Annotated in this window: 30 protein-coding genes and 1 pseudogene; 13 read left to right on the top strand and 18 right to left on the bottom strand. The window is 73.1% G+C overall.

All coding sequences use genetic code 11. The features are described 5' to 3' along the window. Window positions 1-1,344 (top strand): enolase C-terminal domain-like protein, encoded by a 1,344-nt coding sequence (locus ACFV9T_RS25655; RefSeq protein ID WP_385444269.1) that lies wholly within the window; start codon window positions 1-3, stop codon window positions 1,342-1,344. Here the strand turns inward: ACFV9T_RS25655 and ACFV9T_RS25650 are convergent, their stop codons facing one another. From ACFV9T_RS25650 to ACFV9T_RS25640, 3 genes are read right to left on the bottom strand one after another with little or no spacing between them, the layout of a single operon-like run. Beyond that, window positions 1,345-2,337 carry a LacI family DNA-binding transcriptional regulator gene (locus ACFV9T_RS25650; RefSeq protein WP_385444267.1) on the bottom strand — a complete coding sequence of 331 codons (993 nt, stop codon included), beginning with the start codon at window positions 2,335-2,337 and terminating at the stop codon, window positions 1,345-1,347. A 52-nt stretch (window positions 2,338-2,389) separates the two neighbouring features. Further along, window positions 2,390-3,289 (bottom strand): TIGR03621 family F420-dependent LLM class oxidoreductase, encoded by a 900-nt coding sequence (locus ACFV9T_RS25645; RefSeq protein ID WP_385444265.1) that lies wholly within the window; start codon window positions 3,287-3,289, stop codon window positions 2,390-2,392. Window positions 3,290-3,344: 55 nt separating this feature from the next. Further along, on the bottom strand, window positions 3,345-4,139 hold the full coding sequence (locus tag ACFV9T_RS25640; RefSeq protein WP_385444263.1) for an ABC transporter ATP-binding protein: 795 nt from the start codon (window positions 4,137-4,139) through the stop codon (window positions 3,345-3,347). 100 nt (window positions 4,140-4,239) lie between these two features. On the opposite strand from ACFV9T_RS25640, the gene ACFV9T_RS25635 reads away from it, so the two are divergent. Continuing rightward, on the top strand, window positions 4,240-4,485 hold the full coding sequence (locus ACFV9T_RS25635) for an antitoxin (protein ID WP_385444262.1): 246 nt from the start codon (window positions 4,240-4,242) through the stop codon (window positions 4,483-4,485). Then, window positions 4,482-4,853, top strand: coding sequence for a fic family toxin-antitoxin system, toxin component (locus tag ACFV9T_RS25630; protein ID WP_385444260.1), 372 nt, complete (start codon window positions 4,482-4,484; stop codon window positions 4,851-4,853). Before ACFV9T_RS25635 ends, ACFV9T_RS25630 begins: the two co-directional genes overlap by 4 nt. 3 nt (window positions 4,854-4,856) lie before the next feature. On the opposite strand, the gene ACFV9T_RS25625 is transcribed toward ACFV9T_RS25630, so the two are convergent. The 4 genes from ACFV9T_RS25625 to bioB all read right to left on the bottom strand — a co-directional run bounded on the left by ACFV9T_RS25625 (window position 4,857) and on the right by bioB (window position 8,922). Then, window positions 4,857-5,528 carry a class I SAM-dependent methyltransferase gene (locus ACFV9T_RS25625; RefSeq protein WP_385444258.1) on the bottom strand — a complete coding sequence of 224 codons (672 nt, stop codon included), beginning with the start codon at window positions 5,526-5,528 and terminating at the stop codon, window positions 4,857-4,859. Window positions 5,529-5,598: 70 nt separating this feature from the next. After that, entirely contained in the window at window positions 5,599-6,333 is a 735-nt protein-coding gene (bioD, locus tag ACFV9T_RS25620; RefSeq protein ID WP_385444256.1) for a dethiobiotin synthase, read from the bottom strand. A 56-nt stretch (window positions 6,334-6,389) separates the two neighbouring features. Then, complete coding sequence (locus ACFV9T_RS25615) at window positions 6,390-7,706, bottom strand: adenosylmethionine--8-amino-7-oxononanoate transaminase (protein WP_385444254.1); 1,317 nt, start codon at window positions 7,704-7,706, stop codon at window positions 6,390-6,392. Continuing rightward, the gene (gene bioB, locus ACFV9T_RS25610) at window positions 7,699-8,922 is read right to left on the bottom strand and encodes a biotin synthase BioB (protein WP_385444252.1); all 1,224 of its coding nucleotides are present in this window, start codon (window positions 8,920-8,922) and stop codon (window positions 7,699-7,701) included. The genes ACFV9T_RS25615 and bioB overlap by 8 nt, the downstream gene beginning before the upstream one ends. A 146-nt stretch (window positions 8,923-9,068) precedes the next feature. On the opposite strand from bioB, the gene ACFV9T_RS25605 reads away from it, so the two are divergent. Further along, a complete protein-coding gene (locus ACFV9T_RS25605) occupies window positions 9,069-10,235 on the top strand; it encodes an 8-amino-7-oxononanoate synthase (RefSeq protein ID WP_385444250.1) in 1,167 nt (388 codons plus the stop codon). Window positions 10,236-10,268: 33 nt separating this feature from the next. Here the strand turns inward: ACFV9T_RS25605 and ACFV9T_RS25600 are convergent, their stop codons facing one another. Together ACFV9T_RS25600 and ACFV9T_RS25595 are read right to left on the bottom strand one after the other, a co-directional pair. Further along, entirely contained in the window at window positions 10,269-10,502 is a 234-nt protein-coding gene (locus ACFV9T_RS25600; protein WP_385444248.1) for a DUF397 domain-containing protein, read from the bottom strand. A gap of 9 nt (window positions 10,503-10,511) precedes the next feature. After that, the gene (locus tag ACFV9T_RS25595; protein WP_385444246.1) at window positions 10,512-11,384 is read right to left on the bottom strand and encodes a helix-turn-helix domain-containing protein; all 873 of its coding nucleotides are present in this window, start codon (window positions 11,382-11,384) and stop codon (window positions 10,512-10,514) included. Between the two features lie 277 nt (window positions 11,385-11,661). Between ACFV9T_RS25595 and ACFV9T_RS25590 the strand changes: the two genes are divergently transcribed. Beyond that, a complete protein-coding gene (locus tag ACFV9T_RS25590; protein ID WP_385444244.1) occupies window positions 11,662-12,090 on the top strand; it encodes an ATP-binding protein in 429 nt (142 codons plus the stop codon). Here the strand turns inward: ACFV9T_RS25590 and ACFV9T_RS25585 are convergent. The 6 genes and pseudogenes from ACFV9T_RS25585 to ACFV9T_RS25560 form a co-directional block, all read right to left on the bottom strand. Next, window positions 12,087-12,620, bottom strand: a complete 534-nt coding sequence (locus ACFV9T_RS25585) for a DUF6328 family protein (protein ID WP_385444242.1) — start codon at window positions 12,618-12,620, stop codon at window positions 12,087-12,089. The genes ACFV9T_RS25590 and ACFV9T_RS25585 overlap by 4 nt on opposite strands. 24 nt (window positions 12,621-12,644) lie before the next feature. Then, window positions 12,645-13,850, bottom strand: a complete 1,206-nt coding sequence (locus ACFV9T_RS25580) for a hypothetical protein (RefSeq protein ID WP_385444240.1) — start codon at window positions 13,848-13,850, stop codon at window positions 12,645-12,647. Between the two features lie 76 nt (window positions 13,851-13,926). Next, window positions 13,927-14,055: pseudogene (locus ACFV9T_RS25575) on the bottom strand (VOC family protein); the annotation flags it as partial. An 89-nt stretch (window positions 14,056-14,144) separates the two neighbouring features. After that, window positions 14,145-14,618: a C40 family peptidase gene (locus ACFV9T_RS25570; RefSeq protein WP_385444238.1), complete on the bottom strand. Its 474-nt coding sequence runs from the start codon at window positions 14,616-14,618 to the stop codon at window positions 14,145-14,147. Window positions 14,619-14,923: 305 nt separating this feature from the next. Then, on the bottom strand, window positions 14,924-15,232 hold the full coding sequence (locus ACFV9T_RS25565) for a hypothetical protein (protein ID WP_385444236.1): 309 nt from the start codon (window positions 15,230-15,232) through the stop codon (window positions 14,924-14,926). Between the two features lie 8 nt (window positions 15,233-15,240). Continuing rightward, the gene (locus ACFV9T_RS25560) at window positions 15,241-15,876 is read right to left on the bottom strand and encodes an ATP-dependent Clp protease proteolytic subunit (RefSeq protein WP_385444234.1); all 636 of its coding nucleotides are present in this window, start codon (window positions 15,874-15,876) and stop codon (window positions 15,241-15,243) included. A 68-nt stretch (window positions 15,877-15,944) separates the two neighbouring features. Between ACFV9T_RS25560 and ACFV9T_RS25555 the strand changes: the two genes are divergently transcribed. Further along, window positions 15,945-16,244 (top strand): type II toxin-antitoxin system Phd/YefM family antitoxin, encoded by a 300-nt coding sequence (locus ACFV9T_RS25555; protein WP_385444232.1) that lies wholly within the window; start codon window positions 15,945-15,947, stop codon window positions 16,242-16,244. A gap of 19 nt (window positions 16,245-16,263) precedes the next feature. Here ACFV9T_RS25555 and ACFV9T_RS25550 read toward each other — a convergent pair whose 3' ends face one another. Then, window positions 16,264-17,217, bottom strand: a complete 954-nt coding sequence (locus ACFV9T_RS25550) for a M28 family metallopeptidase (RefSeq protein ID WP_385444230.1) — start codon at window positions 17,215-17,217, stop codon at window positions 16,264-16,266. Window positions 17,218-17,405: 188 nt separating this feature from the next. On the opposite strand from ACFV9T_RS25550, the gene ACFV9T_RS25545 reads away from it, so the two are divergent. The 6 genes from ACFV9T_RS25545 (at window position 17,406) to ACFV9T_RS25520 (ending at window position 22,931) form a co-directional block, all read left to right on the top strand. Next, window positions 17,406-17,708, top strand: coding sequence for an urease subunit gamma (locus tag ACFV9T_RS25545; RefSeq protein WP_385444228.1), 303 nt, complete (start codon window positions 17,406-17,408; stop codon window positions 17,706-17,708). A 16-nt stretch (window positions 17,709-17,724) separates the two neighbouring features. Next, window positions 17,725-18,030 carry an urease subunit beta gene (locus ACFV9T_RS25540; RefSeq protein ID WP_385444226.1) on the top strand — a complete coding sequence of 102 codons (306 nt, stop codon included), beginning with the start codon at window positions 17,725-17,727 and terminating at the stop codon, window positions 18,028-18,030. Next, window positions 18,027-19,748 (top strand): urease subunit alpha, encoded by a 1,722-nt coding sequence (locus ACFV9T_RS25535; RefSeq protein WP_385444224.1) that lies wholly within the window; start codon window positions 18,027-18,029, stop codon window positions 19,746-19,748. The genes ACFV9T_RS25540 and ACFV9T_RS25535 overlap by 4 nt, the downstream gene beginning before the upstream one ends. Window positions 19,749-20,719: 971 nt before the next feature. Next, window positions 20,720-21,409: an urease accessory protein UreF gene (locus ACFV9T_RS25530; RefSeq protein WP_385444222.1), complete on the top strand. Its 690-nt coding sequence runs from the start codon at window positions 20,720-20,722 to the stop codon at window positions 21,407-21,409. A 20-nt stretch (window positions 21,410-21,429) separates the two neighbouring features. Then, complete coding sequence (gene ureG / locus ACFV9T_RS25525; protein ID WP_385444317.1) at window positions 21,430-22,116, top strand: urease accessory protein UreG; 687 nt, start codon at window positions 21,430-21,432, stop codon at window positions 22,114-22,116. Then, on the top strand, window positions 22,113-22,931 hold the full coding sequence (locus ACFV9T_RS25520) for an urease accessory protein UreD (RefSeq protein ID WP_385444220.1): 819 nt from the start codon (window positions 22,113-22,115) through the stop codon (window positions 22,929-22,931). Before ureG ends, ACFV9T_RS25520 begins: the two co-directional genes overlap by 4 nt. On the opposite strand, the gene ACFV9T_RS25515 is transcribed toward ACFV9T_RS25520, so the two are convergent. Beyond that, complete coding sequence (locus tag ACFV9T_RS25515) at window positions 22,888-23,910, bottom strand: zinc-binding dehydrogenase (RefSeq protein ID WP_385444218.1); 1,023 nt, start codon at window positions 23,908-23,910, stop codon at window positions 22,888-22,890. The two genes, ACFV9T_RS25520 and ACFV9T_RS25515, sit on opposite strands and share 44 nt — an antisense overlap. Further along, window positions 23,903-24,343, bottom strand: a complete 441-nt coding sequence (locus tag ACFV9T_RS25510) for a 4-oxalocrotonate tautomerase family protein (RefSeq protein WP_385444216.1) — start codon at window positions 24,341-24,343, stop codon at window positions 23,903-23,905. The genes ACFV9T_RS25515 and ACFV9T_RS25510 overlap by 8 nt, the downstream gene beginning before the upstream one ends. A gap of 90 nt (window positions 24,344-24,433) precedes the next feature. Between ACFV9T_RS25510 and ACFV9T_RS25505 the strand changes: the two genes are divergently transcribed. Further along, window positions 24,434-25,021, top strand: coding sequence for a TetR/AcrR family transcriptional regulator (locus ACFV9T_RS25505; protein WP_385444214.1), 588 nt, complete (start codon window positions 24,434-24,436; stop codon window positions 25,019-25,021). Window positions 25,022-25,116: the final 95 nt, after the last annotated feature.

Raw genomic sequence — 25,116 nt, 5'->3', positions numbered from 1 at the left:
ATGATCATCCGCGAACTGAGGGTCACCCCGATCGCCTTCCGCGACCCCCCGCTGCTCAACGCCGACGGAGTGCACCAGCCCCACGTCCTGCGCGCGGTCGTCGAACTGGTCGTGGACGACGGCCGGGGCGGCGAGGTGACCGGACTCGGCGAATGCGCCGGTCACGCCTGGCAGCTCGACTGGCTGACCCTCGTCGGCACCCAGCTGGCGGGCCTCCCCGTCTTCGACACGGCGGCGGTCGGCCGGACCGTCCGCGCACTGCTGTCCGGCCGGGCGGACGGCGTCGACTACGGCCCCGACGCGCCGTGGCGGCGCTGGTCCGACCGTACGAGCCCGCCCGAATCGCGCGGCCCCGCCCCGATTCCCGCGCCCGCCTTCGACGTACGGCGCGTATACGCGGCGATCGAGGTCGCGTGCCTGGACGCGCAGGGCAGGCTGACCGGCGTACCGGTGGTCGATCTGCTGGGCGGCCGGGTGCGGGACGCCGTGCCCTACAGCGCGTACCTCTTCTACAAGTGGGAGCGGCACCCCGCACGGGACGGCGCCCCCGCGATCGAGGACGAGTGGGGCGCCGCCCTGGACCCCGAGGGCATCGTCGCCCAGGCGCGGCGCATGGTGGACCGGTACGGCTTCCGCTCGCTCAAGCTCAAGGGCGGGGTCTTCCCGCCGGATCAGGAGATCGCTGCCATCCACGCGCTGCGGGCGGCGTTCCCCGGGCATCCGCTCCGTATCGATCCCAACGCCGCGTGGACGCTACGGACTTCTCTGGCGGCGGTCCGCGAACTCGAAGGCGTCCTCGAATACCTGGAGGACCCGGTGGCCGGGGCGAAGGACATGGGCGCCCTTGCCGAGCGGACCTCGATCCCGCTCGCCACCAACATGTGCGTGAACTCGCTGGAGACCATGCGCCCCGCCCTTGACCACGGCGCGGTGCGGATCGTGCTGGCCGATCACCACATCTGGGGCGGGCTGCGGACCACCGCCGCGCTGGGGGACGTCTGCGAGGCGGTCGGCTGGGGGCTGTCCATGCACTCCAACTCGCACCTGGGTATCAGCCTCGCCGCGATGACCCATGTCGCCGCCGCCACCGAGGAGCTGGCCTACGCGTGCGACACCCACTACCCGTGGAACGCCGCCGATGACGTGGTGGCGCCCGGTGCCCTGGCCTTCGCCGACGGAGCCGTGCGGGTCCCGCCGGGTCCGGGTCTCGGGGTCGAGCTGGACCGCGCCGTCCTCGACCGGCTGCACGCCACGTACCTGGACCTGGGGCGCGAGCACCGGCACGACGCGCTCTACATGAGGACCGTGGAGCCGGACTTCGACCCGGCGCTGCCGCGCTGGTAGTCACTCCACCGCGGCCGTCGACCCCCGCACCACCAGATGCGTCTCCAGCACCCGCTGCATCGGCTCCGCCCCCTCCACCGCGGGCGTGCCCAGGATGCGGGACAGCAGATCGACGGCGGCCCGCGCGGCGTACGCCTTCGGCACGGACACCGTGGTCAGCGGGGGCGCGGCCATCCCGGACAGCGCGAAGTCGTCGCAGCCCACCACGCTCATCTCGTCCGGCACCCGCACCCCGCGCGCGGTGAACCGGCTGATCAGCCCGAACGCGACGATGTCGTTGAACGCCACCACCGCGCTCGCCCCGCTGGCCAGCACCACATCGGCCGCGCCGGTGATCCCGCCGTCGAACTGCGGGGCCACGCTCCCCACGTGGACGATCTCGACCTTGCCCGACTCCGCCATCGCCTCGACGCCCGCCGCCCGCTCCCGCGCGGCCCAGGAGCTGCGCGGCCCGCCGACGTACGCGATCTTGCGGTGGCCCAGGGCGTGCAGATGGGCCACCGCGTCGCTCATGCCCGCCATCAGGTCGGCCGTGACGCTCGCGAAGCCGGGCTCCCTGCGGTGCAGCAGCACGGTCGGCTTCGCGGCGAGTTCGTCCAGCGACCGCAGCTCCTCGCCGCTCAGATGCGGGGAGACCAGGACGAGCCCGTCCACCTGCGGGGCCAGCGTGCGGATGGCGTCCAGCTCCAGGGCCTCGTCGCGCTCGGCGTCGGATACGAACACCGCGTAGCCGAGGCCCCGGGCCCGGGACTGGACGCCCTTGCAGCACTCCGCGTAGAAGGGGTTCAGCAGGTCGGGGACGATCACGCCCAGATGGCCGGTACGTCCCGTGATCAAGCCCTGTGCCGCGCGGTTGGGCTGGTAGCCGAGCCGGTCGGCGGCGGCCCGCACCCGCTCGCGCGTGACGACGCTGACCGTTCCCCCGGGCGCCAGCGCCCGCGACACCGTGGACGGCGAGACCCCTGAGGCCTTCGCGACGTCTCGAATGGTCACCTGCACGACCTGAGGTTTGCACCCCCGCTCCTGTTACGTCAATGCACGTCGGTCACGCTCCGTGCAGCTCCTCGATCACCGGGGCGAAGGCCTCCATGTTGTGCTCCAGCACGGCGAAGTACGTGAAGCCGAAGCGCTCGCGGTGGGCCCGCAGCTGGTCCGCCATCTCCTTGGGGCTGCCCAGCAGCAGTGCGGGGTGTGCCAGCAGCTGGTCCTCGGTGAGGTCGGGAGCGTACGGCCGCAGCTCGCGGGCCTTGGCACGGTGGTCGCCGGTGTTCTCGACCAGCTGGATCAGATAGTTCAGCTCGGCGGGATCCGGTCCCCTTCCGGCGTCGGCCGCGAAGCCGCGGAAGGCCGCCACCCGCTCCTCCAGCGCCTCCGGGCTGATCATCTTCAGCGGGACGGGCGCGTCGTCCGGGGCCGGGACCGCGCCCGTGAACGCCGCGATCTCCGCATGCCGTGCGGCCACCCGCAGCAGCCGGTTGCCGTTGCCGCCGAGGACCAGCGGCGGGCGCGGGGCCTGCGCGGGGCGCGGCTGCTGCTCGGGGTCGGTCAGCAGCCGCTCCAGCTCTTGGACGGTGTGCTCCAGATGGTCCACCCGCTCGCGCGGCGAGCCGAACGGCAGCCCGGCGCTGTCGTGCTCGGCCTTCACATACCCCGCCCCGAGGCCCAGCTCCAGCCGTCCCCCGGTGAGCGCGTCGCAGGTGGCCACCTCACGGGCCAGCAGGGCCGGGTTCCAGAAGCCCAGGTTGAGGACGAAGGTGCCGAGCCGCGGCCGCTCGGTGACCTCGGCGGCGGCCACCAGCGCCGCGAACGGCGCGGGCATGCCCAGATGGTCGGGGACGAGCAGCACGTCGTAGCCCAGACGCTCGGCGCGGCGGCACTTCTCGCGCCAGGTCGGGGCCGATTCGAGCGTGAGCAGATTGACTCCGAAACGGAACGGCCTTGCCATGAGCCCTCCTTGATCGGGAAATGCCCCGAACCTATCGGAGAACGGCTCTCCTTGGTCAGCCCTCGTGGGCCGCGTACGCCCGGGTGAAGATCTGCATGCGGTTCAGCACCGACTCGGCCGTGGGTCGCTCCATCCGGTCGACGATCCGGCCGTCGTCGAGGAAGAGCACCAGGTCGGAGTGGGCGGCGGCGCTCGGGTCATGGGTCACCATGACCACCGTCTGGCCCAGGTCGTCCACCGCCTCGCGCAGGAAGGTCAGCACCTCCAGACCCGCGCGCGAGTCCAGGTTGCCGGTCGGCTCGTCCGCGAAGATCAGCTCGGGGCGGGAGGCCAGCGCCCGGGCACAGGCCACCCGCTGCTGCTGGCCGCCGGACAGCTGGGCGGGCCGGTGCTTCAGCCGGTCCCGCAGTCCGAGGGTGTCGATGACCCGCTCCAGCCACGCCGGGTCCGGCTTCTGGCCCGCGATGTCCATCGGCAGGGTGATGTTCTCGGCCGCGTTCAGGGTGGGCAGCAGATTGAACGACTGGAACATGAAGCCGATCCGGTCGCGGCGCAGCTGGGTCAGCTGGCGGTCGCCCAGTCCGGTGATCTCGGTGTCGCCCAGCCAGACCTGGCCCGCGGAGACCGTGTCGAGACCCGCCAGGCAGTGCATCAGCGTGGACTTGCCGGAGCCGGACGGCCCCATCACCGCGGTGAACCTGCCCCGCTCGATCTCCACGTCCACCGCGTCCAGCGCGACCACGGCGGTCTCGCCGCTGCCGTACGCCTTGGTCAGGCCGTGGGCCCGGGCCGCCGGGCGAGCGCCGCCCTCCGCGAACCCGTCTGTCTTCGTTGCCGCCGGTGTGGACACAAACGCCTCCCGTGTCGGAACGGTTTGCCCTCGATGGTAGGGACCGGCACGGATTTGCGCGCCATTGGCGCCGCTAGCAATTATGCGCTAGCGTGAGGGTGTGGCTAAGACACAGCTGAACGTCCGGGTCGACGAGACCACCGCTGAGGTGGCCCGGGAGCGTGCACTGCAGCGGGGAGTGAGCGTGAACCGCTACATCGAAGAGCTGGTCCGGCAGGACGCGGGCGAGGTGGGCCAGAAGTTCGTGGAAGCCGCCGCCGACTTCATGAAGCAGTACGAGTCGGTCTTCGACGAGGAGTTCGGCCGGGAACCCGGACGGCAGCTCGGGGGCGAAGCGCGCCGTTGACCGTGCGTATCGACCTCGCCTGGCTTCTGATGATCGCCGAACACAACACCCCGGGGGACCCGCGCGTCACCGACTACGGCGTGCTGGTGGCCGCCGTGAGCCGCCACGAGGCGGAGATATTCGGCACCCCGATCTACACCGACCCGCAGGAACGGGCCGCCGCGCTCCTGCAGCTGCTGCTCCTCGTCCCGGCCCTGGAGCGGTCGAACGCGCTGTTCGCGTCGGCCGTCGCGTACGCGTACCTGGTCGCGAGCGGGCTGAAAGTGACCACCTCGCCGGAGCGGGTGCGGGACCTGGCGCGCCTGGTGCACGACGGCGCGGTGGACGTGCACGCGATCGCGGACGAGCTGCGCAGCTGGAGCGTTTAGCCGTTACGCCGGAGGGCGCCGCGCCACACCCAGGGTGCAGTGCGACGTGGGCAGCGGCAGCCCTCGCTCCGGGAGCCGCAGCGCCCGGCGGGTGACGGGCTCGAAGCCCGCCCGCGCCAGCTCCGCCCGTACGTCGCGCCCCGTGTGGCAGCCGCCGAACATCAGCGGCCACACCGTCCGGTCCAGCACCCCTTGGGCCGCCGCCATCGCCCGACCCTCGGCCCGTCCGTGCTCCAGGAACCGCAGTTCCCCGCCCGGCCGCAGCACCCGCAGCAGCTCCGCCAGGGTGCGCTGGACGTCCCGTACGGAACACAGCACCAGGCAGGCCACCGCCGCGTCGAACGCCTCGCTCTTGACCGGCAGCGCCTCCGCGACCCCGGGCGCCACGTCCACCGGCACCTCGGCCCGGTGGCCCGCCCGCACCGCGAGGCGGCGCAGATGGCGCTCGGGCTCGATGGCGACGACCTCGGAGACGGTGTTCGGGTAGTGCGCGAAGTTCAGGCCGTTCCCGGCGCCGATCTCGATGACCCGGCCGGACAGCCCGGCCAGCAGCTCGCCGCGGAGTTCGGCGACCCCGGCCCGTTCGTCGGCCAGGGGGCTGACCTTGGCATAGAAGCGGGCGAAGAGCGGGTGGTGGACGGTTTCACGCGGGGGCCGACGGAGGCGGACGGGCATGGGTGACACCCCTTTTCCAGCGGGACGGCTGTGTACCGGTACCGGGAGTCTGCCCATGCCGCCCCCACCGCTACGCCGTGCGGTGCTCCTTCACGAAAAGCTCCTTGGCGAACTGCTCCGCGTCCCAGACGCCGTCCAGCCGCGGGGCCAGCCACCCCGGGGCCGCCGCGCGGAAGTCGGCGGGCGAAAGGGCCCCGGCCCGCTCGGGGACGGCGCCCAGCAGCGGGGCGCCCGCCGCCTCGGGCAGATCGGTCCGGTTGCAGCGGGAGGCGAGGTCCGCGTCGGCGGGCCAGCTGCCGATGACGACGCCGGGGAAGCGCAGACCCCGGGCGCGCAGCGCCTCCGCCGTGAGGGCCGTGGCGTTGAGCGTGCCCAGCCCCGCGTGGGCGACGACCAGGACGGGGGCGTCGAGCAGCCGGGCCGCGTCGGCGAGCGTCGCGCCGGTCTCGTCGAACCGTACGAGCAGCCCGCCCGCGCCCTCGACGAGCACCAGATCGTGCTCGGCGGCCAGCTTCTCCGCCGCCTCCGCGATCTCCCGTGGCCGCACGGCGGGGCGCCCGGCGCGGCGCGCCGCGGTGTCGGGCGCCAGCGGCTCGGGGTAGCGGGCGAGTTCCCGGAGGGTCACGTCACCGGCGAGCCGGGCCACCTCGGCGGCATCGCCCGGTTCATCCGGGCCCACGCCGGTCTGCGCGGGTTTGAGCACGGCGACCGACCGGCCGCGCGCGAGCGCGGCCGCCGCGACGGCCGCTGTGGTGACGGTCTTGCCGACCTCCGTGCCGGTGCCGGTCACGACCAGTACTGACATCTGTTGCTTCGTGCCTTTCGCTGTTGTCTTGTCTGTTGTGCCGTCTTCTTGTGCCGTCAGCCCGCCGTGGCGGCGGCGGACCGTACCGCCGCGCAGATCCGGGCCAGATCGTCGTCGCCCGTGATGAAGGGCGGCATGGTGTAGAGCATGTCGCGGAACGGCCGCAGCCAGACGCCCGCGCGCACCGCCGCCCGCGACGCGGCCGCCATGCCCGCGTCGTCCAGCGGCTGGTCCAGCTGGACGACGCCGATCGCGCCGAGCACCCGTACGTCCCGTACGCCCGGCAGCTCGGCGGCGGGCGTGAGCCCCTCCCGCAGCCCCGTCTCGATCCGCTTGACCTCCTGCCGCCAGTCGTAGGACAGCAGCAGGTCGATCGAGGCGCCCGCGACGGCGGTGGCCAGCGGATTGCCCATGAACGTCGGGCCGTGGGCGAGCACCGGAAGCTCGCCGCGCGAGATGCCCTCCGCCACCCGCGAGGTGCACAAGGTGGCGGCCAGCGTCAGATAGCCGCCGGTCAGCGCCTTGCCCACGCACATCACATCCGGGCTGACCCCGGCGTGCTCCGCCGCGAAGAGGGTGCCGGTGCGCCCGAAGCCGGTGGCGATCTCGTCGAACACCAGCAGCACATCGTGCTCGTCGCACGCCTCGCGCAGCATCCGCAGCAGGGCGGGGGAGTGGAACCGCATACCGCCCGCGCCCTGCACCACCGGTTCCACGATCACCGCGGCCAGCTCGTCCGCGTGGCGGGCCACCAGCTCGCGTACGTGGGCCTCGTACGCGGGGTCGGGCTCGGCGTCGAAGCCGGGCGGCGGCGCGTCCGCGAAGATCTGCTCGGGCAGGACGCCCGACCACAGCCGGTGCATGCCGCCGTCCGGGTCGCACACCGCCATCGGCTGCCAGGTGTCGCCGTGGTAGCCGCCGCGCCAGGTCAGCAGCCGCTGCTTGGCGGGGCGGCCGAGCGAGCGCCAGTACTGGAGGCACATCTTGACCGCGACCTCGACCGACACCGAGCCCGAGTCGGCCAGGAAGACGTGCTGCAGCGGTTCGGGGGTGATCTCCACGAGCCGGGCGGCCAGCCGCACGGCGGGCTCATGGGTGAGCCCGCCGAACATCACATGGCTCATCCGGTCGAGCTGGCCGCGCGCCGCCTCGTTGAGCACCGGGTGGTTGTAGCCGTGGATGGCGGACCACCACGACGACATCCCGTCCACCAGCTCCCGTACGCCCTCGGCCGGTTCGGCGAGCCGCAGCCGGACCCCGGCCGCGGACTCCACGACGAGGGGGTCCGTGCGGCCGGGCATCGGGCCGTACGGATGCCAGACGTGCTGCCGGTCCAGGGCCAGCAGCGCGTCGGGCGTCAGCGGCTCAGGCATTGGGCGGCAGTTCCGTCCCCGCGCCCCGGCGGCGCACCGCGACCAGATCCGCGTGCGACTCCCCGGCCGCCACGGCGACCGGCTCGGCGGCGGGCTCTACCAGAGGCTCGGTGTCGGCCACCGGGGCCTCGTGGGCGTCACCGCACGGGCCGCAGCCGCCGCCCTCCGCGCCGTGCGAGCCGCAGCCGCCCCCGGCCGCCGCGAGCGCGTCGGCGCGGTGCGCGGGCAGCGTCCTGGTGTCCGTGCCCTCCACCTCGAAACCGGCGTCGGCGATCATGTCCAGGTCGTCCTTGCCCGACTGGCCCTCGGTGGTCAGATAGTCCCCGAGGAAGATCGAGTTCGCCAGGTGCAGGGCCAGCGGCTGCATCGTCCGCAGATGGATCTCGCGCCCGCCCGCGAGCCGTACCTCCACGTCCGGGCAGACGAACCGGACCATGGCGAGGATGCGCAGACAGCGCTGCGGGGTGAGGTTCCAGTCCCCGGCCAGCGGGGTGCCCTCGATGGGGATCAGGAAGTTGACCGGCACCGAGTCCGGGTTCAGCTCGCGCAGCGAGAAGACCACATCCACCAGGTCCTCGTCACGCTCGCCCATGCCCGCGATCAGCCCGGAGCAGGCCGACATCCCCGCGGACTGGGCCTGCTGCACGGTGGAGACCCGGTCGGCGTAGGTGTGGGTGGTGGTGATGTCGCCGTACGTGGCCTCGGAGGTGTTGAGGTTGTGGTTGTACGCGTCGGCGCCCGCGTCCCGCAGCCGCGCCGCCTGCCCGTCGGACAGCAGTCCGAGACAGGCACAGATCTCGACGTCCTCGTTCTGTTCCTTGATCGCGGCGATGGTCTTCGAGACCCGGTCCACGTCCCGGTCCGTCGGCCCGCGTCCGCTCGCGACCAGGCAGACCCGCTTGGCGCCGCCCGCGACCCCGGCCTCCGCCGCGGCCGCCGCCTGGTCCGGCTTGAGCCAGCTGTACTTGAGGATCTCGGACTTCGAGCCGAGCCGCTGCGAGCAGTACCCGCAGTCCTCCGGGCACAGCCCGGACTTGAGGTTCACCAGGTAGTTGAGCTTCACCCGCCGCCCGAACCAGCGACGGCGCACCCTGCCCGCGGCGGCCACCACGTCCAGTACGTCGTCGTCGGAAGTCGCCAATACCGCGAGAGCCTCTGCGCGGGTCGGCGACTCGCCCCGCAGCCCCTTGTCCACCAGCGTATTCAGCAGGTCCATGGCGGAGATCCTGTCTTACCCCACCGCGCTTGGCCAAGGAGGGACCGTACAAGACGCGGCGTTCGGGGTGTGTGTATTGCCACACCCTGCCCACGCGTGCGCACGACTACGTTCTATCCGGACCCCACAGGAAGGCGAGGAAGCCGATGCCCCAGGATCGCCAGGACCCGTTCGCGTGGATCGACGCGGGGCGGGAGCAGCGCGGCCGTGCCGGGCTGCGGCGCGTACTCCGCCCCCGGCCCGCCGACTCGCCGCTGCTGGACCTGGCGAGCAACGACTATCTGGGCCTGTCCCGGCACCCCGAGGTGACGGCGGCGGCGGCGGAGGCGGCGCACCGCTGGGGCGCCGGATCGACCGGCTCCCGGCTGGTCACCGGGTCCACGGAGCTGCACGCGGCGCTGGAGGAGGAGCTGGCCGCGTTCTGCGGCTTCGAGGCGGCGCTCGTGTTCTCCTCCGGGTACGCCGCCAACCTGGCCGCGGTCTCGGCGCTGAGCGGCCGGGGCGCGCTCATCGTGTCCGACGCGGGCAACCACGCCTCGCTCATCGACGGCTGCCGGCTCTCCCGCGCCGAGGTCGCCGTCGCCCCGCACGCCGATCCCACGGCCGCCGCCAAGGTCCTCGACGGGGCCCGGAAGGAGGATCCGGGCCGCCGCGCGCTCGCCGTGTCCGACTCCGTCTTCTCGGTGGACGGCGACGTGGCGCCGCTGACCGGGCTCGCCGCCGCCTGCCGGGCGCACGGCGCGGCGCTGGTCGTGGACGACGCGCACGGGCTGGGGGTGGTGGGCGACGGCGGGCGCGGCGCCCCGTACGCCGCCGGGCTCGCGGGCGCGCCGGACGTGGTGGTCACGGTCACCCTGTCGAAGTCGCTGGGCAGCCAGGGCGGGGCGGTGCTGGGGCCCGCCCGGGTGATCGAGCACCTGGTGAACACCGCTCGTACGTTCATCTTCGACACCGGCCTCAACCCGGCCGCCGTGGGCGCCGCCCTGGCGGCTCTGCGGCTGCTGCGCCGGGAGCCGGAGCGCGCCGCCCGGGCCCGTACGGTCGCGGCGGCCCTGCACGCGCGGCTGACCGGCGCCGGGCTGAGGGCGGCGCGGCCCGACGCCTCGGTGGTGTCGGTGCGCGCGCCGTCCCCTGAGCAGGCGGTGCGCTGGGCCGCGGACTGCCGTGCGGCCGGTCTGGTGGTGGGCTGCTTCCGTCCCCCGTCCGTCCCCGACGGCATCTCCCGGGTACGGCTCACCGCTCGCGCGGATCTGACGGATCAGCAGGTGGAGAGGGCGGCCGACGTGATCGTGGGGACCGCACCGGCCGCCTGACGGATCGGTGTCCGGCGGTGTGGAGACTCCCGGCTACGGCCGGGAGGCACCCCCGGAGCCGGGGTCACCGAGATCGCCGTCGCACAGGTCCCCGACGAACGAGGCCCAGGCGGACGGGGGGAACAGCAGAGCGGGTCCCGCGATGTTCTTCGAGTCCCGCACGGCGAGCAGGCCCGGAGTCAGCCGGGCCGTTTCGACGCAGTTGTTCATTCCGACGCTATAGCTGCTGCGCAGCCAGACGACGGACTTGGCGGACAGATCGGACATGGTGCCCCCTCAGGCGCCGCCCCCGATTTCTCTGATGAAGGACAAGGAATCCTCTGGTGTCAGGGCGTTGGTCCGCAACACATCGAATGCGCTGCTGTACGCCCGGAGGTCTTCTTTCCGCTCCAGATAGAGGCTACTCGTCAAATGGTCGAGAACTACCACGTCAAGGTCAGTAATGTGCGGAAAAGAGAAGATAATGAAAGGACCTGTAATACCGATGGGCATTCCCGCGGAGAACGGCAGTACCTGCAAGCGCACCTGGGGTAACGCGGCCAGCTCCGCCAGTTGCCGCAGCTGAGCCCTCATCACCTCCGCGTCGCCCACTCCGCGCCGTAACACCGCCTCGTCGAGCACCGCGTGCAGCCGCAGCGGACGGCGCCCCTCGCGCAGCACGGACTGGCGTGCGATCCGCACCTCGACCAGCGTGTTCAGCTGGTCCTCCGGCAGGTCCGGCAGCGCCGCCCGGGTCACCGTCCGCGCGTAGTCCGCGGTCTGCAGCAGCCCCGGCACCACCGTGGTCTCCAGCGTGTACGCCTCCGACGCCTCCGCCTCCAGGCTGATGAAGTCCCGGTAGGCGGGCGGCAGCAGATCGCGGTACGCGTACCACCAGCCGCGCCGCGACCCCTCCGGATCCGAGGGGCCGCCGCCGCACAGCGCCTCCAGCAGGGCCCGCAGCTGCGGGTCGGTGACCCCGTACACCTCCAGCAGCCGTGCCACGTCGCCGGGCTTCGCCCCGCTGCGCCCGGTCTCGATCCGGCTCACCTTCGACTGGTGCCAGTCCAGCCGCCGCGCGGCCTCGCCGCTGGTGAGTCCCGCCAGATCGCGCTGGCGGCGCAGTTCCGCGCCGAGCTTGCGGCGGCGTACCGCCGGGCCGTACCGCATCCGAATTCCCTCCCGCTTGCCGTCCGCTGTCCCGCCCTGTCATGCCGTGTCGTGACCGTGGCCCAGTCTGCCCGGCAAATCCGGTCTTCCGTAGCAGAGTTCACCGCTTCGGGCGACAGATATATGCATAACTCGGTGGATCGCCCCCGTCACGGAGGGCATCGGTGGCAGTCTGACGGTCGGAGCCGCCGGGGCCGCCCACCCGGACCCCAAGGCTGCGCCGGCGCCATCCGAACGCGTCCGCAGCCGTGCCCTGGCGGGAAAGGGACAGACCGTCATGGCAGACCATCAGGAAGCATCCGTCACTCTGCCGAGCGCGCCCGCCTCGGTCCCCGCGGCCCGCGCCCACGTGGCGAACGTGCTGGCCGAATGGGGACTCGGGGAAGGCGAGGAGGCCGCGGACACCGTGCGGCTCATCGTCTCCGAGCTCGCCACCAACGCGGTACAGCACACCCTGGGCCAGTCGCCCACCTTCACCGTGGACATAAGGCTCGACCACGAGGGGCGGCTGGAGATCGGTGTCACCGACAGCCACCCGCGCCGCCCCCGGCGGCTGACCGCCGCCGCCCATCAGGACAACGGACGGGGCCTGGTCATCATCGCCGCGCTGGCCGCAGAATCGGGCGGCGAGGTGTTCGTGACCCCGACGCCGGACGGGGGCAAGACCGTATGGATCGCCCTGCCGTGGACCGTGCCGGTGCGCTAGGCCCTTCCGTCGTGCGGTGTGCGCGGCGGGCTCGGTGCGGCCGGGGCGGCGCGGCCCACCTTGTGGCGGATCCACCGTGGGAGGACGCCCCACAGCCCGCAGCACACCGCGAACGTGCCCGACGCCGCCGCGATGCCCGCGGCGCGCCCCAGCACCACGTCCACCACCAGCAGTACCGCCCCGGTGAACGCCATCGTCAGCACGCACAGACCGGCCGTGGCCAGCTTCCCCGAGACGTCCACCACCCGACGCTTGGCGCCCCTCCGGAACAGCGCCCGGTGCAGCGCCGCCGGGGCCGTGAACAGGGCTGCCGCCACGACCGCGAGCAGCAGCGTGGAGACGTAGGTGCCGCGCTGCACCGCGTCCAGCGATGCGAAGCGGTCGGTGAAGGCCAGGGTCAGCAGGAAGGCGAACAAGATCTGTACACCCGTCTGGGTGACCCGCAGCTCCTGCAGCAGCTCGGCGAAGTTCCGGTCGTCACGCTCCAGCGCGGTCTCGCGACGGACGGTTCTCGGGGCGTCGTTCTTCATACTTATCTGGGTTACCGGAACCGGTCACACTACGCGCTCCACCTGCCCCGTAGCCGTCCGCGCCTCGGTCAGCTCCAGGATGCGCGCGTACGTACGGCCCGCGTCCGGGCTGATCAGATAGTGCGGCATATCGCCGCGCTCGATCACCCCGTACGGGCTCGTGCCCATCAGATACGAGGAGTAGAGGATCAGCCCGTTCGGCTGGCGCGGATCGACGGCCAGCGCCGAGAAGCCGGGGAACTCGTCCGTCTGGTAGACCCGCAAACCGTCCGCCGCCGCCCCGTACCGCTCCTTGAACCGGCCGAACCGCTCCAGCGAATCCTTGATCTTCCGGGTCATGTCCTCCTGGTACTGCCGCGACAGGGTCGCCGCCGCGTCCGAGGACGGATCCAGCAGATAGCAGCGGTACACCCCGCCCCGGCGCAGCAGACCCAGCACCGCGTCGCGGTAGCGGGCCGGGCGCTCCGTGGTGACCAGCCGGGACGACGAGGTGCGCAGCGCGGTGCCCATGTCGAGCACCTCCGCCGACGCCGCGTCCAGAAGCCGCGCCTTCTCCGGCGAGCTGGGCCGCTCGGGATAGGCGCGCACGGGCGTGCCGCCCGCCAGCCCCTGGCCCGCCAGCCACGCCTTGGCCGCCTCGGCCGGGCCGCCGTCGCCCGCCATCAGATAGACGTCCTTGCCCTCATGGCTGCCGACGTGCGCGAACAGCTCCGCATACCGGCCCGCGGTGCGGTACACGTCCTCAGAGACCGCCAGACAGTCCGGCGGCGTCGCCTTCTCCAGATGCGCGGCCAGATTGATGTCGGGGGAGTGGATGGTGCCGGTCCGGCCCTCGCCGGTGTGCCGGATCGCCCCCTTGTGCACCGCCATCCGCACATGCAGCTCGCCGTCCACCCCCGCCTGCGCGAACTCGTCCCGCAGATGCCGCAGATCGAGGGTGAGGAACGCCCGGGCCGCCTCCAGCGCGACATCCCGCGCGACGCTCTCGCTGTCGTCGTGGATCGCGAAGAACCCGCCGTCCCCGCGCCAGTTCCACAAATCGCTGCGGGCACAGCGGTGCCGCGCGGAGACCTGGCCGATCCGCGCCCGCATCCGCTCCCGCAGCAGGTCGAAGCCGTGCGCTGCCCGGTCCCTGGGATTCGAGCGGACGATCGTCGAATAGCCGGAGGTGTCGACGAAGACCAGATACACCTGGTCGTAGGTCCGGTCCGCCTGGAACTGATCGCTCAACGTAGCTCCCCCTCCCGCCGCCGGATCTCCCCGAACCAAGCGGCCCCTCGCCCACGCTAGCGCCTCACGGGGACGCTCACACCAGACCGCGCTCGACCGCGCCGCGCTCCACACAGAACTCGTTGCCCTCGGGATCGGCCATCACGACCCACCCCATCCCGTCCTCCGTGCGCTGGTCGTCCACGGTCCGCGCGCCCAGATACGCCATGCGGTTCCTCCGGTGGTGACGGGGGACCAGGGGCGATTGCCCTGATCCGCCGTCAACCTACCGCCGGGCACTGACACTCGGCCCGCTCAGCGCACATGGCCGTAACTGATCTTCGTGGTCCAGATCCGCTCCAGCCGCACCACCGTGCCCGCCTTCGGCGCGTGCCAGATCCGGCCGCTGCCCGCGTAGAGGCCCACGTGGTACACGCTGCCGCCGGAATGGAAGAACACCAGGTCACCGCCCTTGCGGGCGGAGGCCTTGACGTGGCGGGTGCGGTTGTACTGGGCGGCGGCGGTGCGCGGCAGCCGCTTCCCGGCCCGCTTGTACGCGTACTGGGTGAGCCCCGAGCAGTCGAAGCGGTGGGGCCCCGCCGCGCCGTACACATAGGGCGCGCCCTTCTTCGACGCCGCGATCCGCAGCGCCTTGACCGCCACGGTCGCCGCGTCGGCCTGCTGTGGCAGCGCGGGCACCGTCACGGTGCTGCCGACGGCGGCGGCGGTGAGGGCCGAGACGGCACCGGCCCGGGAGACCATTCTGGGGATCCGTATGTGCGCGGTCATCTCGCACACCACCCTTCGGTGACCGGGTTTCGGTCGTTCCCAGGGATGGTCGCCCGTCGAGGCCGCCGGTTCCGAGCCGAGCGGGCGGGGTGTGAGGGTGGTCACGGCTCCGCCGTTCGGGTGACAGGGGCGGGCCGTGGCCCGGGCTCCGGCCTGCGGCGACGGCGGTATCGGCGACGGCGGCCGCAAGCCGGGGGCGGCGGCGGGCCGGGATCCGGACTGCGCCGTTCGGGCGACGCCGCGCGGCCCCGGGCCCAGCCGCGCGGGGCGGTCGGTGGCAGGATCGACCGGGCTCGGCGTCGGGCTCAGCGCGGTGAGACGGTCGGCAGCGTCACCCGCTCGGCGCGCCGCTCCCCGTCCAGCACCCGCAGCGCCCGGGCCAGCGTCGCCGTGTGCAGCTCGCTCTCGCCCCGGTCGTGCATCCTCGCCAGCGCGTCCCGCAGCGCGATGGCCTTCCCGACCAGCGCCTGGGCTGCGCGCAGCCCGCTGTAGGTGTCATGGCCACGGGCGGGATTGATCCGGCCGAGCAGATCGACCGCCTCCAGATAGCCGTCCACGAGGTCTCCCTCGGCCCGGGTCAGCGCGGGCAGCGGGGGCAGTTCCGGCGGAAGCATCGGCGCGCTCACCTCTCCCCGGGCAGCGAACCCGGACACTTACGGCTCTCGGTAACCGCGTCCACCAGGCCGTACGCCACCGCTGCCGGGGCGTCGAAGATCCGGTCGCGGTCGATGTCCGCGCGGATCCGCTCGGCGCTCTGGCCGGTGTGCCGCACCAGCATCTCCTCCAGCAGCGCCTGGGTCCGCAGCAGCTCAGCGGCCTGGATCTCCAGGTCCGAGGTGGTGCCCTCGACGGGCTCGCTGAACGCGGCCTGGTGGATGAGCACCCGCGCGCCCGGCAGTGCCAGCCGCTTGCCCGGCGCCCCGGCGGCGAGCAGCACGGCGGCCGCCGACGCGGCCTGGCCCAGGCAGGTGGTCTCGATGTCGCAGGTGACGAAGCGCATCGTGTCGTAGATCGCCGTCATCGCGCCGAACGAGCCGCCCGGGGAGTTGATGTAGAGCGAGACGTCCTGGTCGGGCCCGGCGTGTTCGAGGTGGATGAGCTGCGCGATCACATCGTTGGCGGCCGTGTCGTCGATGGGCGTGCCGAGGAAGACGATGCGCTCGGAGAGCAGCTTGGAATAGGGGTCCATGGTGCGCACGCCGGTGCTGGTGCGCTCCGTGAACTCGGGCAGGACATAGCGCGCGGCAGGTCGTTCCATCGCGGTCACCTCTGGGGACTCGGCTCTGTGAAAAATGTACAGGATGTACGTCCAGTACGATGGGGAGCATGGCGTACGAGATTCCGGTGACGCAAGCCCGGGCGGAGCTGGCGGAGCTGATCAACCGCGTGGTCTACGGCGGTGAGCGGGTGGTCCTCACCCGGCATGGAAAGCCGCTGGTCGCCCTCATGTCCTCGGCTGACCTGCAACGACTCGACGCGATCGAGGCGGAGGCGGAGGAGCAGGTGATCAGTACGGTGTCGGCGATGCGCCCGACCTCGTCCGCTCCCGGCGAACGGCGGCGCTTCGGTATCGCGGCAGAACACCGCGGCCCGGACGCCGGGGATCGGCGTCCGGGCCGCGAATGATGCGGGTCCTTGAGAGGGCTTAGGAGCTGAGCTGCCAGACCGCGTGGGCGATGGCGTCGCTGTTGCGGTCCAGCGCGGTGTCGTCGACGTTGGACGTCTTGTCGCACGCGGAGTGGTAGCACGGGTCGAACGGCTCGCCCGCCTCGCCGCCCCACTGGTCCGCCTGCGCCTGGGTCTTGGCGGTCTCGGCGCCGGTGAACAGCCCGCCGACCCGCACCCCGGCGTCCTTGAACGGGGCGTGGTCCGAGCGGCCGTCGCCCTCGGTCTCCTTCTCGGTCGCGATGTCCTTGGCCGCGTACCAGTCCTTGAAGACCTTCTCCAGCTCCGGGTCGTCGTCGTAGACGAAGTACCCGGGGTTGGGGGAGCCGAGCATGTCGAAGTTCAGATACGAGTCGATCTTCGACTTCTCGTCCGACTTCAGGCTGTCCACGTAGTGCGTGGAGCCGACCATGCCGTCCTCCTCGTCGCCCCACCAGGCGAACCGCAGATGCTTGGTGGGCTTGAGGTCGGCCTTGGCCACGGCGAGCGCGACCTCCAGGATCGCGGCGGAGCCCGATCCGTTGTCGTTGATGCCGGGGCCCGCCTCGACCGAGTCGAGATGCGATCCGGCCATGAGCACCTGGTCGGCGCTGCCGCCCGGCCAGTCGGCGACGAGGTTGTAGCCCTTGGCGCCGCCCGAGGTGAACTCCTGGACGCCAGTTTTGAATCCCGCCGCGTCCAGCTTGCCCTTGATGTAGTCCAGGGACGCCCGGTAGCCGGGCTGACCGTGGGCGCGGTTGCCGCCGTTCTCGTCGGCGATCGACTGCAGCTTGCCGAGGTCGGCCTTGACGGCCGCCACGTCGATGTCCGGTGCGGCGGCCCGGGGCGAGGCGGCCGCCCCGGCTCCCGGTGCGCCGCCCAGCAGGGCGGCGGCGACGGCGGCACAGGTTCCGGCCGCGAGCGCGCCGCGGCGGATCAGCACTATTCGGTTCACAGATGGGCTCCATGAGTGTGGGGGGTTGGAGCGAAGCTGATGGATCATGTGATGCGCACATGAGGATCATGGGTGGGCCGCACGATCGTCAAGGGTCATCCGCCGGGACCGCCGCATATCCGTTAACGCCACCGAAACGCCACGGAACTAGCCTGCGGACACCGAGGGCGAGGATGAGGTGGAGAAACGTGCACTTGACGCCGCACGAGCAGGAACGGCTGCTCATCCATGTGGCCGCCGACGTGGCTGAAAAGCGTCGGGCACGGGGCGTGTCGCTCAACCACCCCGAAGCCATCGCGCTAATCACCGTGCACATCCTGGAGGGCGCCCGGGACGGCCGTACCGTCGCCGAACTGATGGCCTCCGGCCGCAAGGTGGTCACCCGGGACGAGGTCATGGAGGGCGTCCCCGAGATGATCCACGACGTCCAGGTCGAGGCCACCTTCCCGGACGGCACCAAGCTCGTCACCGTCCACCAGCCGATCGTCTGACGGGAGACGGCGTTCCATGATCCCCGGAGAGATCCTTTACGCGGACGAGCCGGTACGGCTCAACGAGGGGCGGCCGGTCATCCGGCTCACCGTGCTCAACGCGGCCGACCGGCCGGTCCAGGTCGGCTCCCACTACCACTTCGCCGAGGCCAACCCGGGCCTTACGTTCGACCGCGGCGCGGCCCGCGGCCACCGGCTGCACATCGCGGCGGGCACCGCCGTGCGCTTCGAACCGGGCCTCCCCGTCGAGGTGGAGCTGGTGCCGCTGGCGGGCGCGCGAGTCGTCCCCGGGCTGCGCGGCGAGAGCGGAGGCGCGCTGTGACGGAGCTGAGCCGCGCCACATACGCGGACCTGTTCGGACCGACCGCCGGAGATCGTATACGGCTCGCCGACACCGACCTCGTGGTCGAGATCGAGGAGGACCGCTGCGGCGGTCCCGGCCGCTCCGGCGACGAGGCGGTCTTCGGCGGCGGCAAGGTGATCCGCGAGTCCATGGGCCAGGCCCGCACGACCCGCGCCGAGGGCGCCCCCGACACGGTGATCACCGGTGCCGTGGTGCTCGACCACTGGGGCGTGATCAAGGCCGACGTCGGGCTGCGGGACGGCCGTATCACCGCGCTCGGCAAGGCCGGGAACCCCGACACCATGGACGGCGTCCACCCCGATCTCGTCATCGGGCCCGAGACCGAGGTCATCGCGGGCAACGGCAGGATCCTCACCGCGGGCGCCATCGACGCCCACGTCCACTTCATCTCCCCGACCCTCGTCGACCAGGCGCTGTCCTCGGGCATCACCACCCTGGTCGGCGGCGGCACAGGGCCCGCCGAGGGCACCAAGGCGACCACCATCACCCCCGGCCCCTGGCATCTGGCCCGGATGTTCGAGGCGCTGGAGGCGTACCCCGTCAACATCGGGCTGCTCGGCAAGGGCAACACCGTCTCGCGGGACGGCATGTGGTCCCAACTGCGCGGTGGGGCCCTCGGGTTCAAGATCCACGAGGACTGGGGCGCGACCCCCGCCGCGATCGACGCCTGCCTCGGCGTCTGCGAGGAGAGCGGCGCCCAGCTCGCCATCCACACCGACACCCTCAACGAGGCCGGGTTCGTCGCCGACACCCTCGCCGCGATCGCCGGGCGCTCCATCCACGCGTACCACACCGAAGGTGCGGGCGGCGGGCACGCACCCGACATCATCACCGTGGTCTCCCAGCCGAACGTGCTGCCCAGCTCCACCAATCCGACCCGGCCGCACACCGTCAACACGGTCGAGGAACACCTCGACATGCTGATGGTCTGCCACCACCTGAACCCGGCGGTCCCCGAGGACCTCGCCTTCGCCGAATCCCGCATCCGGCCCGGCACCATCGCGGCCGAGGACATCCTGCACGACCTCGGCGCCATCTCGATCATCTCCTCCGACTCCCAGGCCATGGGCCGCATCGGCGAGGTCATCCTGCGCACCTGGCAGACCGCCCACGTCATGAAGCGGCGCCGGGGCGCCCTGCCGGGGGACGGGCGCGCGGACAATCGGCGGGCGCGGCGGTACGTCGCCAAATACACCATCAACCCGGCGGTGGCGCAGGGTCTCGACGGCGAGATCGGCTCCGTGGAGCCCGGGAAACTGGCCGACCTGGTGCTGTGGGAGCCCGCCTTCTTCGGCGTCAAGCCGCACCTGGTGCTCAAGGGTGGGCAGATCGCGTACGCGCAGATGGGCGACGCCAACGCGTCCATCCCCACCCCGCAACCCGTGCTGCCCCGGCCCATGTTCGGCGCGATGGGCCGCGCCCCGGCCGCCAACTCCCTCAACTTCGTCACGCGGACCGCCCTGGACGACGGCCTGCCGGACCGGCTCGGCCTCGGGAAGCGGTTCGTCCCGATCCGCGGGACGCGCGGGGTGACCAAGGCGGACATGCGCGAGAACGACGCGATGCCGCGGGTAGAGGTCGACCCGGACACCTTCACGGTGACCATCGACGGCACGCCCGTCGACCCGGCCCCGGCGGCCGAACTCCCCATGGCCCAGCGGTACTTCCTCTTCTGACCGCGATGACCATGGACGACACCATGCCGATGCCCCCGCGCCAGCCGATACCCGGCGCGGCCGCCATGTCTCCCAGCGGGGCCGCGCCATCGCCCCCGGGTGGGGCGCCGCCCGCAGCGCTTGGTGCGGGCGCGCCCATGGCTGGGGCCGCGTCGGCGGTGCCTGGCGGGGTGCTGCCCGCGATGCCTGGTGCGGGTAGGCCCGCGGCCCCGGCTGGGGTTGTGCCGACGGCCCTCGGCGGGGCTGTGTCCCCTGCCCCGGGCGGCGCCGCGCCGGTGGTGCCGGGTGGGTTTGCGCCAGCGGCGCGGGACGGGGTTGCCCCTGCGGGGCCCGAGGGGCCCGATGAGGCTGCGCCTGGCGGGATGGCGCCCGTCGCGCCCGACGCGGGTTCGCCTGCGGCTCGGGCGGGGGCCGCGTCGGCGGCCGCCTCCGACGGGGCTGCGCCCGCAGCCCTTGGCGCGGGCTCGCCCCCGGCTTCGGCTGGGGCCGCCCCGCTGGCCCCCATCGGGGGTGCGCTCTCGGGGGCTGGCGAGGTCGCGGCCGCTGCGCCTGGCGCGGGTTCGCCTGCGGCACGGGCTGGGGCCGTGGCGGTTGCGCCCGGTGGGGCTGGGTCTGTGGCGCTGGGCGGGGCCTCGTCAGTGACTCCCGGCAGGGCTGGGCTCGCGGGGCCGGGCGGCGTTGTGTCTACGGCGCCTGGCGGGGCTGGGCCTGCGGCGCCCGGGCGGGTTGTGTCTGCGGCGCCCGGTGGGGCTGGGCTCTCGGCGCCGGGCGGGGTTGTGCCCGTGGTGCCTGGTACGGGTTCGCCTGCGGCTCGGGCGGAGGCCGTGTCGGTGGCCGCCGACGACGGGGCTGCGCCCGCAGCTTCGGCTGGGGCCGGGGCGCAGGCGTCCGGTGGGGCTGCGCCCCTGGCGTCCGGCGAGGGGGTGGGTGCACAGGGCCGGTCCCCGGGTGCGGGGGGACACCGTCAGGGGGTGTCCCCTGGGGCCGGGGGCGTCGCCGCGTTGCTCATCCTCGCCGACGGGCGCTTCCCGGCCGGAGGGCACGCCCACTCCGGCGGGGCCGAAGGCGCCGTCAAGGCCGGGCGCATCCATGACCCGGCCTCCCTGGAGGCGTTCTGCCGGGGGCGGTTGCATACCGCCGGGCTCACCGCCGCCGCACTCGCCGCCGCGGCCGCCGCCGGGGTGGATCCGCTCGTGCTCGAAGAGGCCGCCGACGCCCGTACCCCCGCTCCCGCGCTGCGCGCCACCGCGCGGCGGCTCGGGCGGCAGCTGATGCGGGCCGCGCGCGCCACCTGGCCCTCGCCCGAGCTGGACGCCCTCGCCGCCGCCCGGCCGCGCGGCGCCCATCAGCCCGTCGTCCAGGGGCTGGCCGCGCGCGCCGCCGGGCTCGATCCCACGGCCGCCGCGTACGCCGCCGCGTACGAGTCGGCCGGGGGACCGGCGTCCGCCGGCGTACGGCTGCTCAGCCTCGACCCGTTCGACGCCACCGGCGTCCTCGCCCGCCTCGCCCCCGAGATCGACCAGGTCTCCGCCCGCGCCGCCGAGGCGGCGCACCGGGCGCTGACCGAGGGGCCCGGCGTCCTGCCCGCCGCCTCGGCGCCGCTGCTCGACATCGCCGCCGAGCAGCACGCCGCCTGGCCCGTACGCCTCTTCGCCTCATGACACGCCACCCCGGAGCCGCCATGCACCTCGACCACCCCGAGACCTTCCCGCAGCGCCACACCCACGGCGCCGATCCCCGCCGCCCCGACGGCACCCGCCGGGCGCTGCGCGTCGGGCTCGGCGGACCGGTCGGCTCCGGCAAGACCGCGACCGTCGCCGCCCTGTGCCGGGCGCTGCGCGACGAGTTGTCGATCGCCGTCGTCACCAACGACATCTACACCCGCGAGGACGCCGAGTTCCTGCTGCGCAACGCGGTGCTGCCACCGGAGCGCATCGCCGCCGTGGAGACCGGCGCCTGCCCGCACACCGCGATCCGTGACGACATCTCCGCCAACCTCGAAGCGGTCGAGGACCTGGAGGAGAGCGTCGGCCCGCTCGACCTCGTGCTGGTCGAGTCCGGTGGCGACAACCTCACCGCGACCTTCTCCAAGGGCCTGGTCGACGCGCAGGTGTTCGTCATCGACGTCGCGGGCGGCGACGACATCCCGCGCAAGGGCGGCCCGGGCGTGACGACGGCCGACCTCCTCGTCGTCAACAAGACCGACCTCGCCCCGTACGTCGGGTCCGACCTGGAGCGCATGGCGCGCGACGCCAAGGAGCAGCGCGGCGAACTGCCCGTCGCCTTCACCTCCCTGGTCGCGGCGGACGGCGTCCGTCCGATCGCCGACTGGGTCCGGGAGCGGCTGGCCGCCTGGGCGGCGGCGTGACCGGTACGAGCACCGCGCCCGGCACCGCCGTACGCGCCGCCGCCCGCCTCGTCGCCGTCGCGGACGGCCGCGGCGGCACCGCGCTGCCCGTGCTGGCCGGGGACGGGCCGCTCGCCCTGCGGCGGACCCGGGCGACCGGCGACGGCGCGGCGTGCGTCACCGTGGTCGGCGCGATGAGCGCCCCGCTCGGCGGCGACCACATCGCGCTGACCGCGAGCATCGGCCCCGGCGCCCGGCTCCGCGTCGGCTCGGCGGCCGCCACGCTCGCGCTGCCCGGCCGCTCCGCCGAGCCCGCCCACTACGCGGTCCGGCTGACCGTCGCCGACGGCGCCACCCTGCACTGGCTGCCGGAACCCCTGATCTCCGCCCACGGCAGCGATCTGCGCATGACCACCACCGTCGAACTCGCCCCCACCGCCCGCCTGGTGCTGCGCGAGGAACAGATCCTCGGCCGCTCCGGCGAGCCCCCGGGGCGGCTGACCAGCCGCCTCACCGTGCACCGCGCGGGGCGCCCGCTGCTGGACCAGGAGCTGTCGTACGGCCCCGGCGCGCCCGGCTGGGACGGCGGCGCGGTGCTCGGCGGGCACCGGGCGGCCGGTCAACTCCTCGTCGTCGACCCGGCGTTCGACCACGAGCCCGTACCGCCCCGCCTGCTCGGCGACACGGCCGTCATCACCCCGCTCGCCGGTCCCGCCGCCCTGGTCAGCGCGGTGGCGACGGACGGCCTGCGGCTGCGCCGGATGCTGGACGAGGCGTCGGACGAGGCGTCGCTCAGCCCGATGCCGGGGCGATGTCCCGTACGAACACCGGCTTGAGCCGCTTCTCCGGCAGCGCCTCGGGCAGTTGCTCCCAGTCCAGGACATGGGAGACGACGCGCTCGGGCGCGACCTTCCCGGAACCGGCGAGTTCGAGCGCGTCGGGCAGATGGCTGCGGACGTTGTCCCGGGCGACGCGCAGGGTGACACCGGTGAGGTACATGTCGAGCAGCGGCAGCTCGCCGGGCCGGAAGTGGTTGCCCGCGCTCTCGCAGACGCCCTCGGGGGCCAGCGAGGTGAGCGCCAGGGCGAGCTGGTCGACGCGCCCGGTGGCCTCGACGGCGATGTCGAAGCCGTGCCGGACCGGCTCGATCGCCTCGGCGGTACGGGCGCCGTAGCTTTCCGCGAGCTTCCGGTGCTCCGGGTCGGGGTCGACGTACAGGACGTCGGAGGCGCCGAGCGCGCGGGCGATGTCGCACACGTACAGCCCGATGCTGCCCCGTGCGACGACCAGCACCCGCGCTCCCGGGCGGGCCGCCAGATGCGGGGCGACCAGGCGCCGGGCGAGGGACCAGTTGTCGCTGGCCGAGGCCATGGCGATGGGGTCGAGCCCCGGCGGCAGCGGGACCAGCATGGCGTCCGCGTACGGCACGCGCACCAGGTCGGAGAAGAGCCCGCCCCAACTGCCGCCGATCGGTGCGCCGTACATCGCCATGTGCGGCACCGACGTGCAGTGGGCGGTGAGCCCGGCGCGGCAGTGGTCGCAGTCACCGCAGTTGATGGACCAGGGCACGACGACGAGATCGCCGGGCGCGGTGCCGGTCACCGCGTCGCCGACGTCCACGACGCGGGCCACGCATTCGTGGCCGAGCGGGAACGGCGGCTCCAAGAAGCCATGCCCGGCGAGGATCGCCGAGTCCACGTCGCAGGCGGTGGCGGCCACCGGGGCGACGATCGCCTCCCGGCCGGACTCCAGCCGGGGGTCGGGCGCCTCGCGCCACTCGACGGAGTGCCGCCCGACGTACGTCAGTTCACGCATCCGCGGACCCCTCCCGGCTCTGGCGGGCCAGGGCGACCAGGTCGGCGTACCGGATGACCGATCCACCGGCGCCCCAGGTGCCGTCCGGCTGCTCGTGGATCAGCACCCACACCCGCAGCGCCTCGTCGGGGGAGAGCCCGGCGGCCGTCAGCACGGCCTGGGTCGCGTCCTCGACCAGACCGGCCTTGCGGCGCTCTGACAGGGCGCCCTGGGGCACGGTGACGTCCACGAGGAAGCGCGGAGCGTCGTCCTCCGCGGTGGTCTGGGCGCCCTCGGGCAGTTCGATCAGATGGCTCCACGCCTGGGCGCGGAAGAAGGCCGTGTCGGGCGCGCCCTCCCAGCGCAGCAGCAGCGCGGCGAGATCGCGCTGAATGCCCGCGCGGCCTTCCTCGGTGAGCGCACCGATCGGGACGGTCAGCCGGATCATCGGCATGGCTTTCCTCAGCTCTCAACTATGACAGTCGTTATAACGCGAGGTCACGCTAGACTATGACGAGCGTTATGGCCAGAGGGTGGAGTGAGTATGACCAAGAGCGGCGGCCCGCAGGCCCGGCAGCGGATCGTGGCCGGTGCCGCCGACATGATCAGTCGGCGCGGCCTGAACGCCACGAGCATCCGCGAGATGGCCAAGCACGCGCGGGCGCCGCTCGGCTCCACGTACCACTACTTCCCCGAGGGCAAGCAGCAGTTGGCCACCGAGGCCGTCCGGTACGCGGGCGAGACCGTGGCCCGCATCCTCCGCGAGGAGCTGGAGGCGGGCCCGGCCGCAGGGCTGCGGGCGTTCCTCGCCCTGTGGCGCGGGATCGTCATCGACACCGATTTCCGGGCCGGTTGCCCGGTCCTGGCCGTCTCCATCGAGGAGCCTCCGCCCGGTGAGATCCCGCCCGCCCTGGCGGCCGCCGCGGCCGTCTTCGGTGACTGGGAGCAGCTGCTGGCCGCCTCCCTGCGGGGGCACGGCGCCGCGCCCGCGCAGGCGGAGCAGCTCGCGACGCTCGTCGTCGCGGCCGTCGAGGGGACCGTGGCCATGTGCCGCGCCAAGCGCAGCGTTCAGCCGCTCGATCACACCGCCGAGCAGCTTCAGGCCCTCATCGCCGCCGCGATCGAAGGCTGAGCGGGCTGTGAAGGTGACGTGTTGATAAAGAAACGGTGGTTTGCCCTGTACTCAGCGGTAAGCGAGGCGCGAGGATCCTCCTGACACTCTGTGAT

Origin of the sequence: Streptomyces sp. NPDC059850 (genome assembly GCF_042731515.1) — a bacterium.
GTDB lineage: Bacteria > Actinomycetota > Actinomycetes > Streptomycetales > Streptomycetaceae > Streptomyces.
This window is presented reverse-complemented; position numbering and strand designations above follow the sequence as displayed.

Coding starts and splice junctions, on each gene's coding strand:
- ACFV9T_RS25540 (WP_385444226.1), top strand. CDS start 17,725: ATGATCCCCGGAGAGATCCTTTACGCGGACGAGCCGGTACGGCTCAAC.
- ACFV9T_RS25625 (WP_385444258.1), bottom strand. CDS start 5,528: ATGCCCGTCCGCCTCCGTCGGCCCCCGCGTGAAACCGTCCACCACCCG.
- ACFV9T_RS25555 (WP_385444232.1), top strand. CDS start 15,945: ATGGCGTACGAGATTCCGGTGACGCAAGCCCGGGCGGAGCTGGCGGAG.
- ACFV9T_RS25565 (WP_385444236.1), bottom strand. CDS start 15,232: ATGCTTCCGCCGGAACTGCCCCCGCTGCCCGCGCTGACCCGGGCCGAG.
- ACFV9T_RS25560 (WP_385444234.1), bottom strand. CDS start 15,876: ATGGAACGACCTGCCGCGCGCTATGTCCTGCCCGAGTTCACGGAGCGC.
- ACFV9T_RS25505 (WP_385444214.1), top strand. CDS start 24,434: ATGACCAAGAGCGGCGGCCCGCAGGCCCGGCAGCGGATCGTGGCCGGT.
- ACFV9T_RS25590 (WP_385444244.1), top strand. CDS start 11,662: ATGGCAGACCATCAGGAAGCATCCGTCACTCTGCCGAGCGCGCCCGCC.
- ACFV9T_RS25585 (WP_385444242.1), bottom strand. CDS start 12,620: ATGAAGAACGACGCCCCGAGAACCGTCCGTCGCGAGACCGCGCTGGAG.
- ACFV9T_RS25595 (WP_385444246.1), bottom strand. CDS start 11,384: ATGCGGTACGGCCCGGCGGTACGCCGCCGCAAGCTCGGCGCGGAACTG.
- ACFV9T_RS25510 (WP_385444216.1), bottom strand. CDS start 24,343: ATGCCGATGATCCGGCTGACCGTCCCGATCGGTGCGCTCACCGAGGAA.
- ACFV9T_RS25600 (WP_385444248.1), bottom strand. CDS start 10,502: ATGTCCGATCTGTCCGCCAAGTCCGTCGTCTGGCTGCGCAGCAGCTAT.
- bioB (WP_385444252.1), bottom strand. CDS start 8,922: ATGGACCTGCTGAATACGCTGGTGGACAAGGGGCTGCGGGGCGAGTCG.
- ACFV9T_RS25605 (WP_385444250.1), top strand. CDS start 9,069: ATGCCCCAGGATCGCCAGGACCCGTTCGCGTGGATCGACGCGGGGCGG.
- ACFV9T_RS25570 (WP_385444238.1), bottom strand. CDS start 14,618: ATGACCGCGCACATACGGATCCCCAGAATGGTCTCCCGGGCCGGTGCC.
- ACFV9T_RS25645 (WP_385444265.1), bottom strand. CDS start 3,289: ATGGCAAGGCCGTTCCGTTTCGGAGTCAATCTGCTCACGCTCGAATCG.
- ureG (WP_385444317.1), top strand. CDS start 21,430: ATGCACCTCGACCACCCCGAGACCTTCCCGCAGCGCCACACCCACGGC.
- ACFV9T_RS25615 (WP_385444254.1), bottom strand. CDS start 7,706: ATGCCTGAGCCGCTGACGCCCGACGCGCTGCTGGCCCTGGACCGGCAG.
- ACFV9T_RS25515 (WP_385444218.1), bottom strand. CDS start 23,910: ATGCGTGAACTGACGTACGTCGGGCGGCACTCCGTCGAGTGGCGCGAG.
- bioD (WP_385444256.1), bottom strand. CDS start 6,333: ATGTCAGTACTGGTCGTGACCGGCACCGGCACGGAGGTCGGCAAGACC.
- ACFV9T_RS25655 (WP_385444269.1), top strand. CDS start 1: ATGATCATCCGCGAACTGAGGGTCACCCCGATCGCCTTCCGCGACCCC.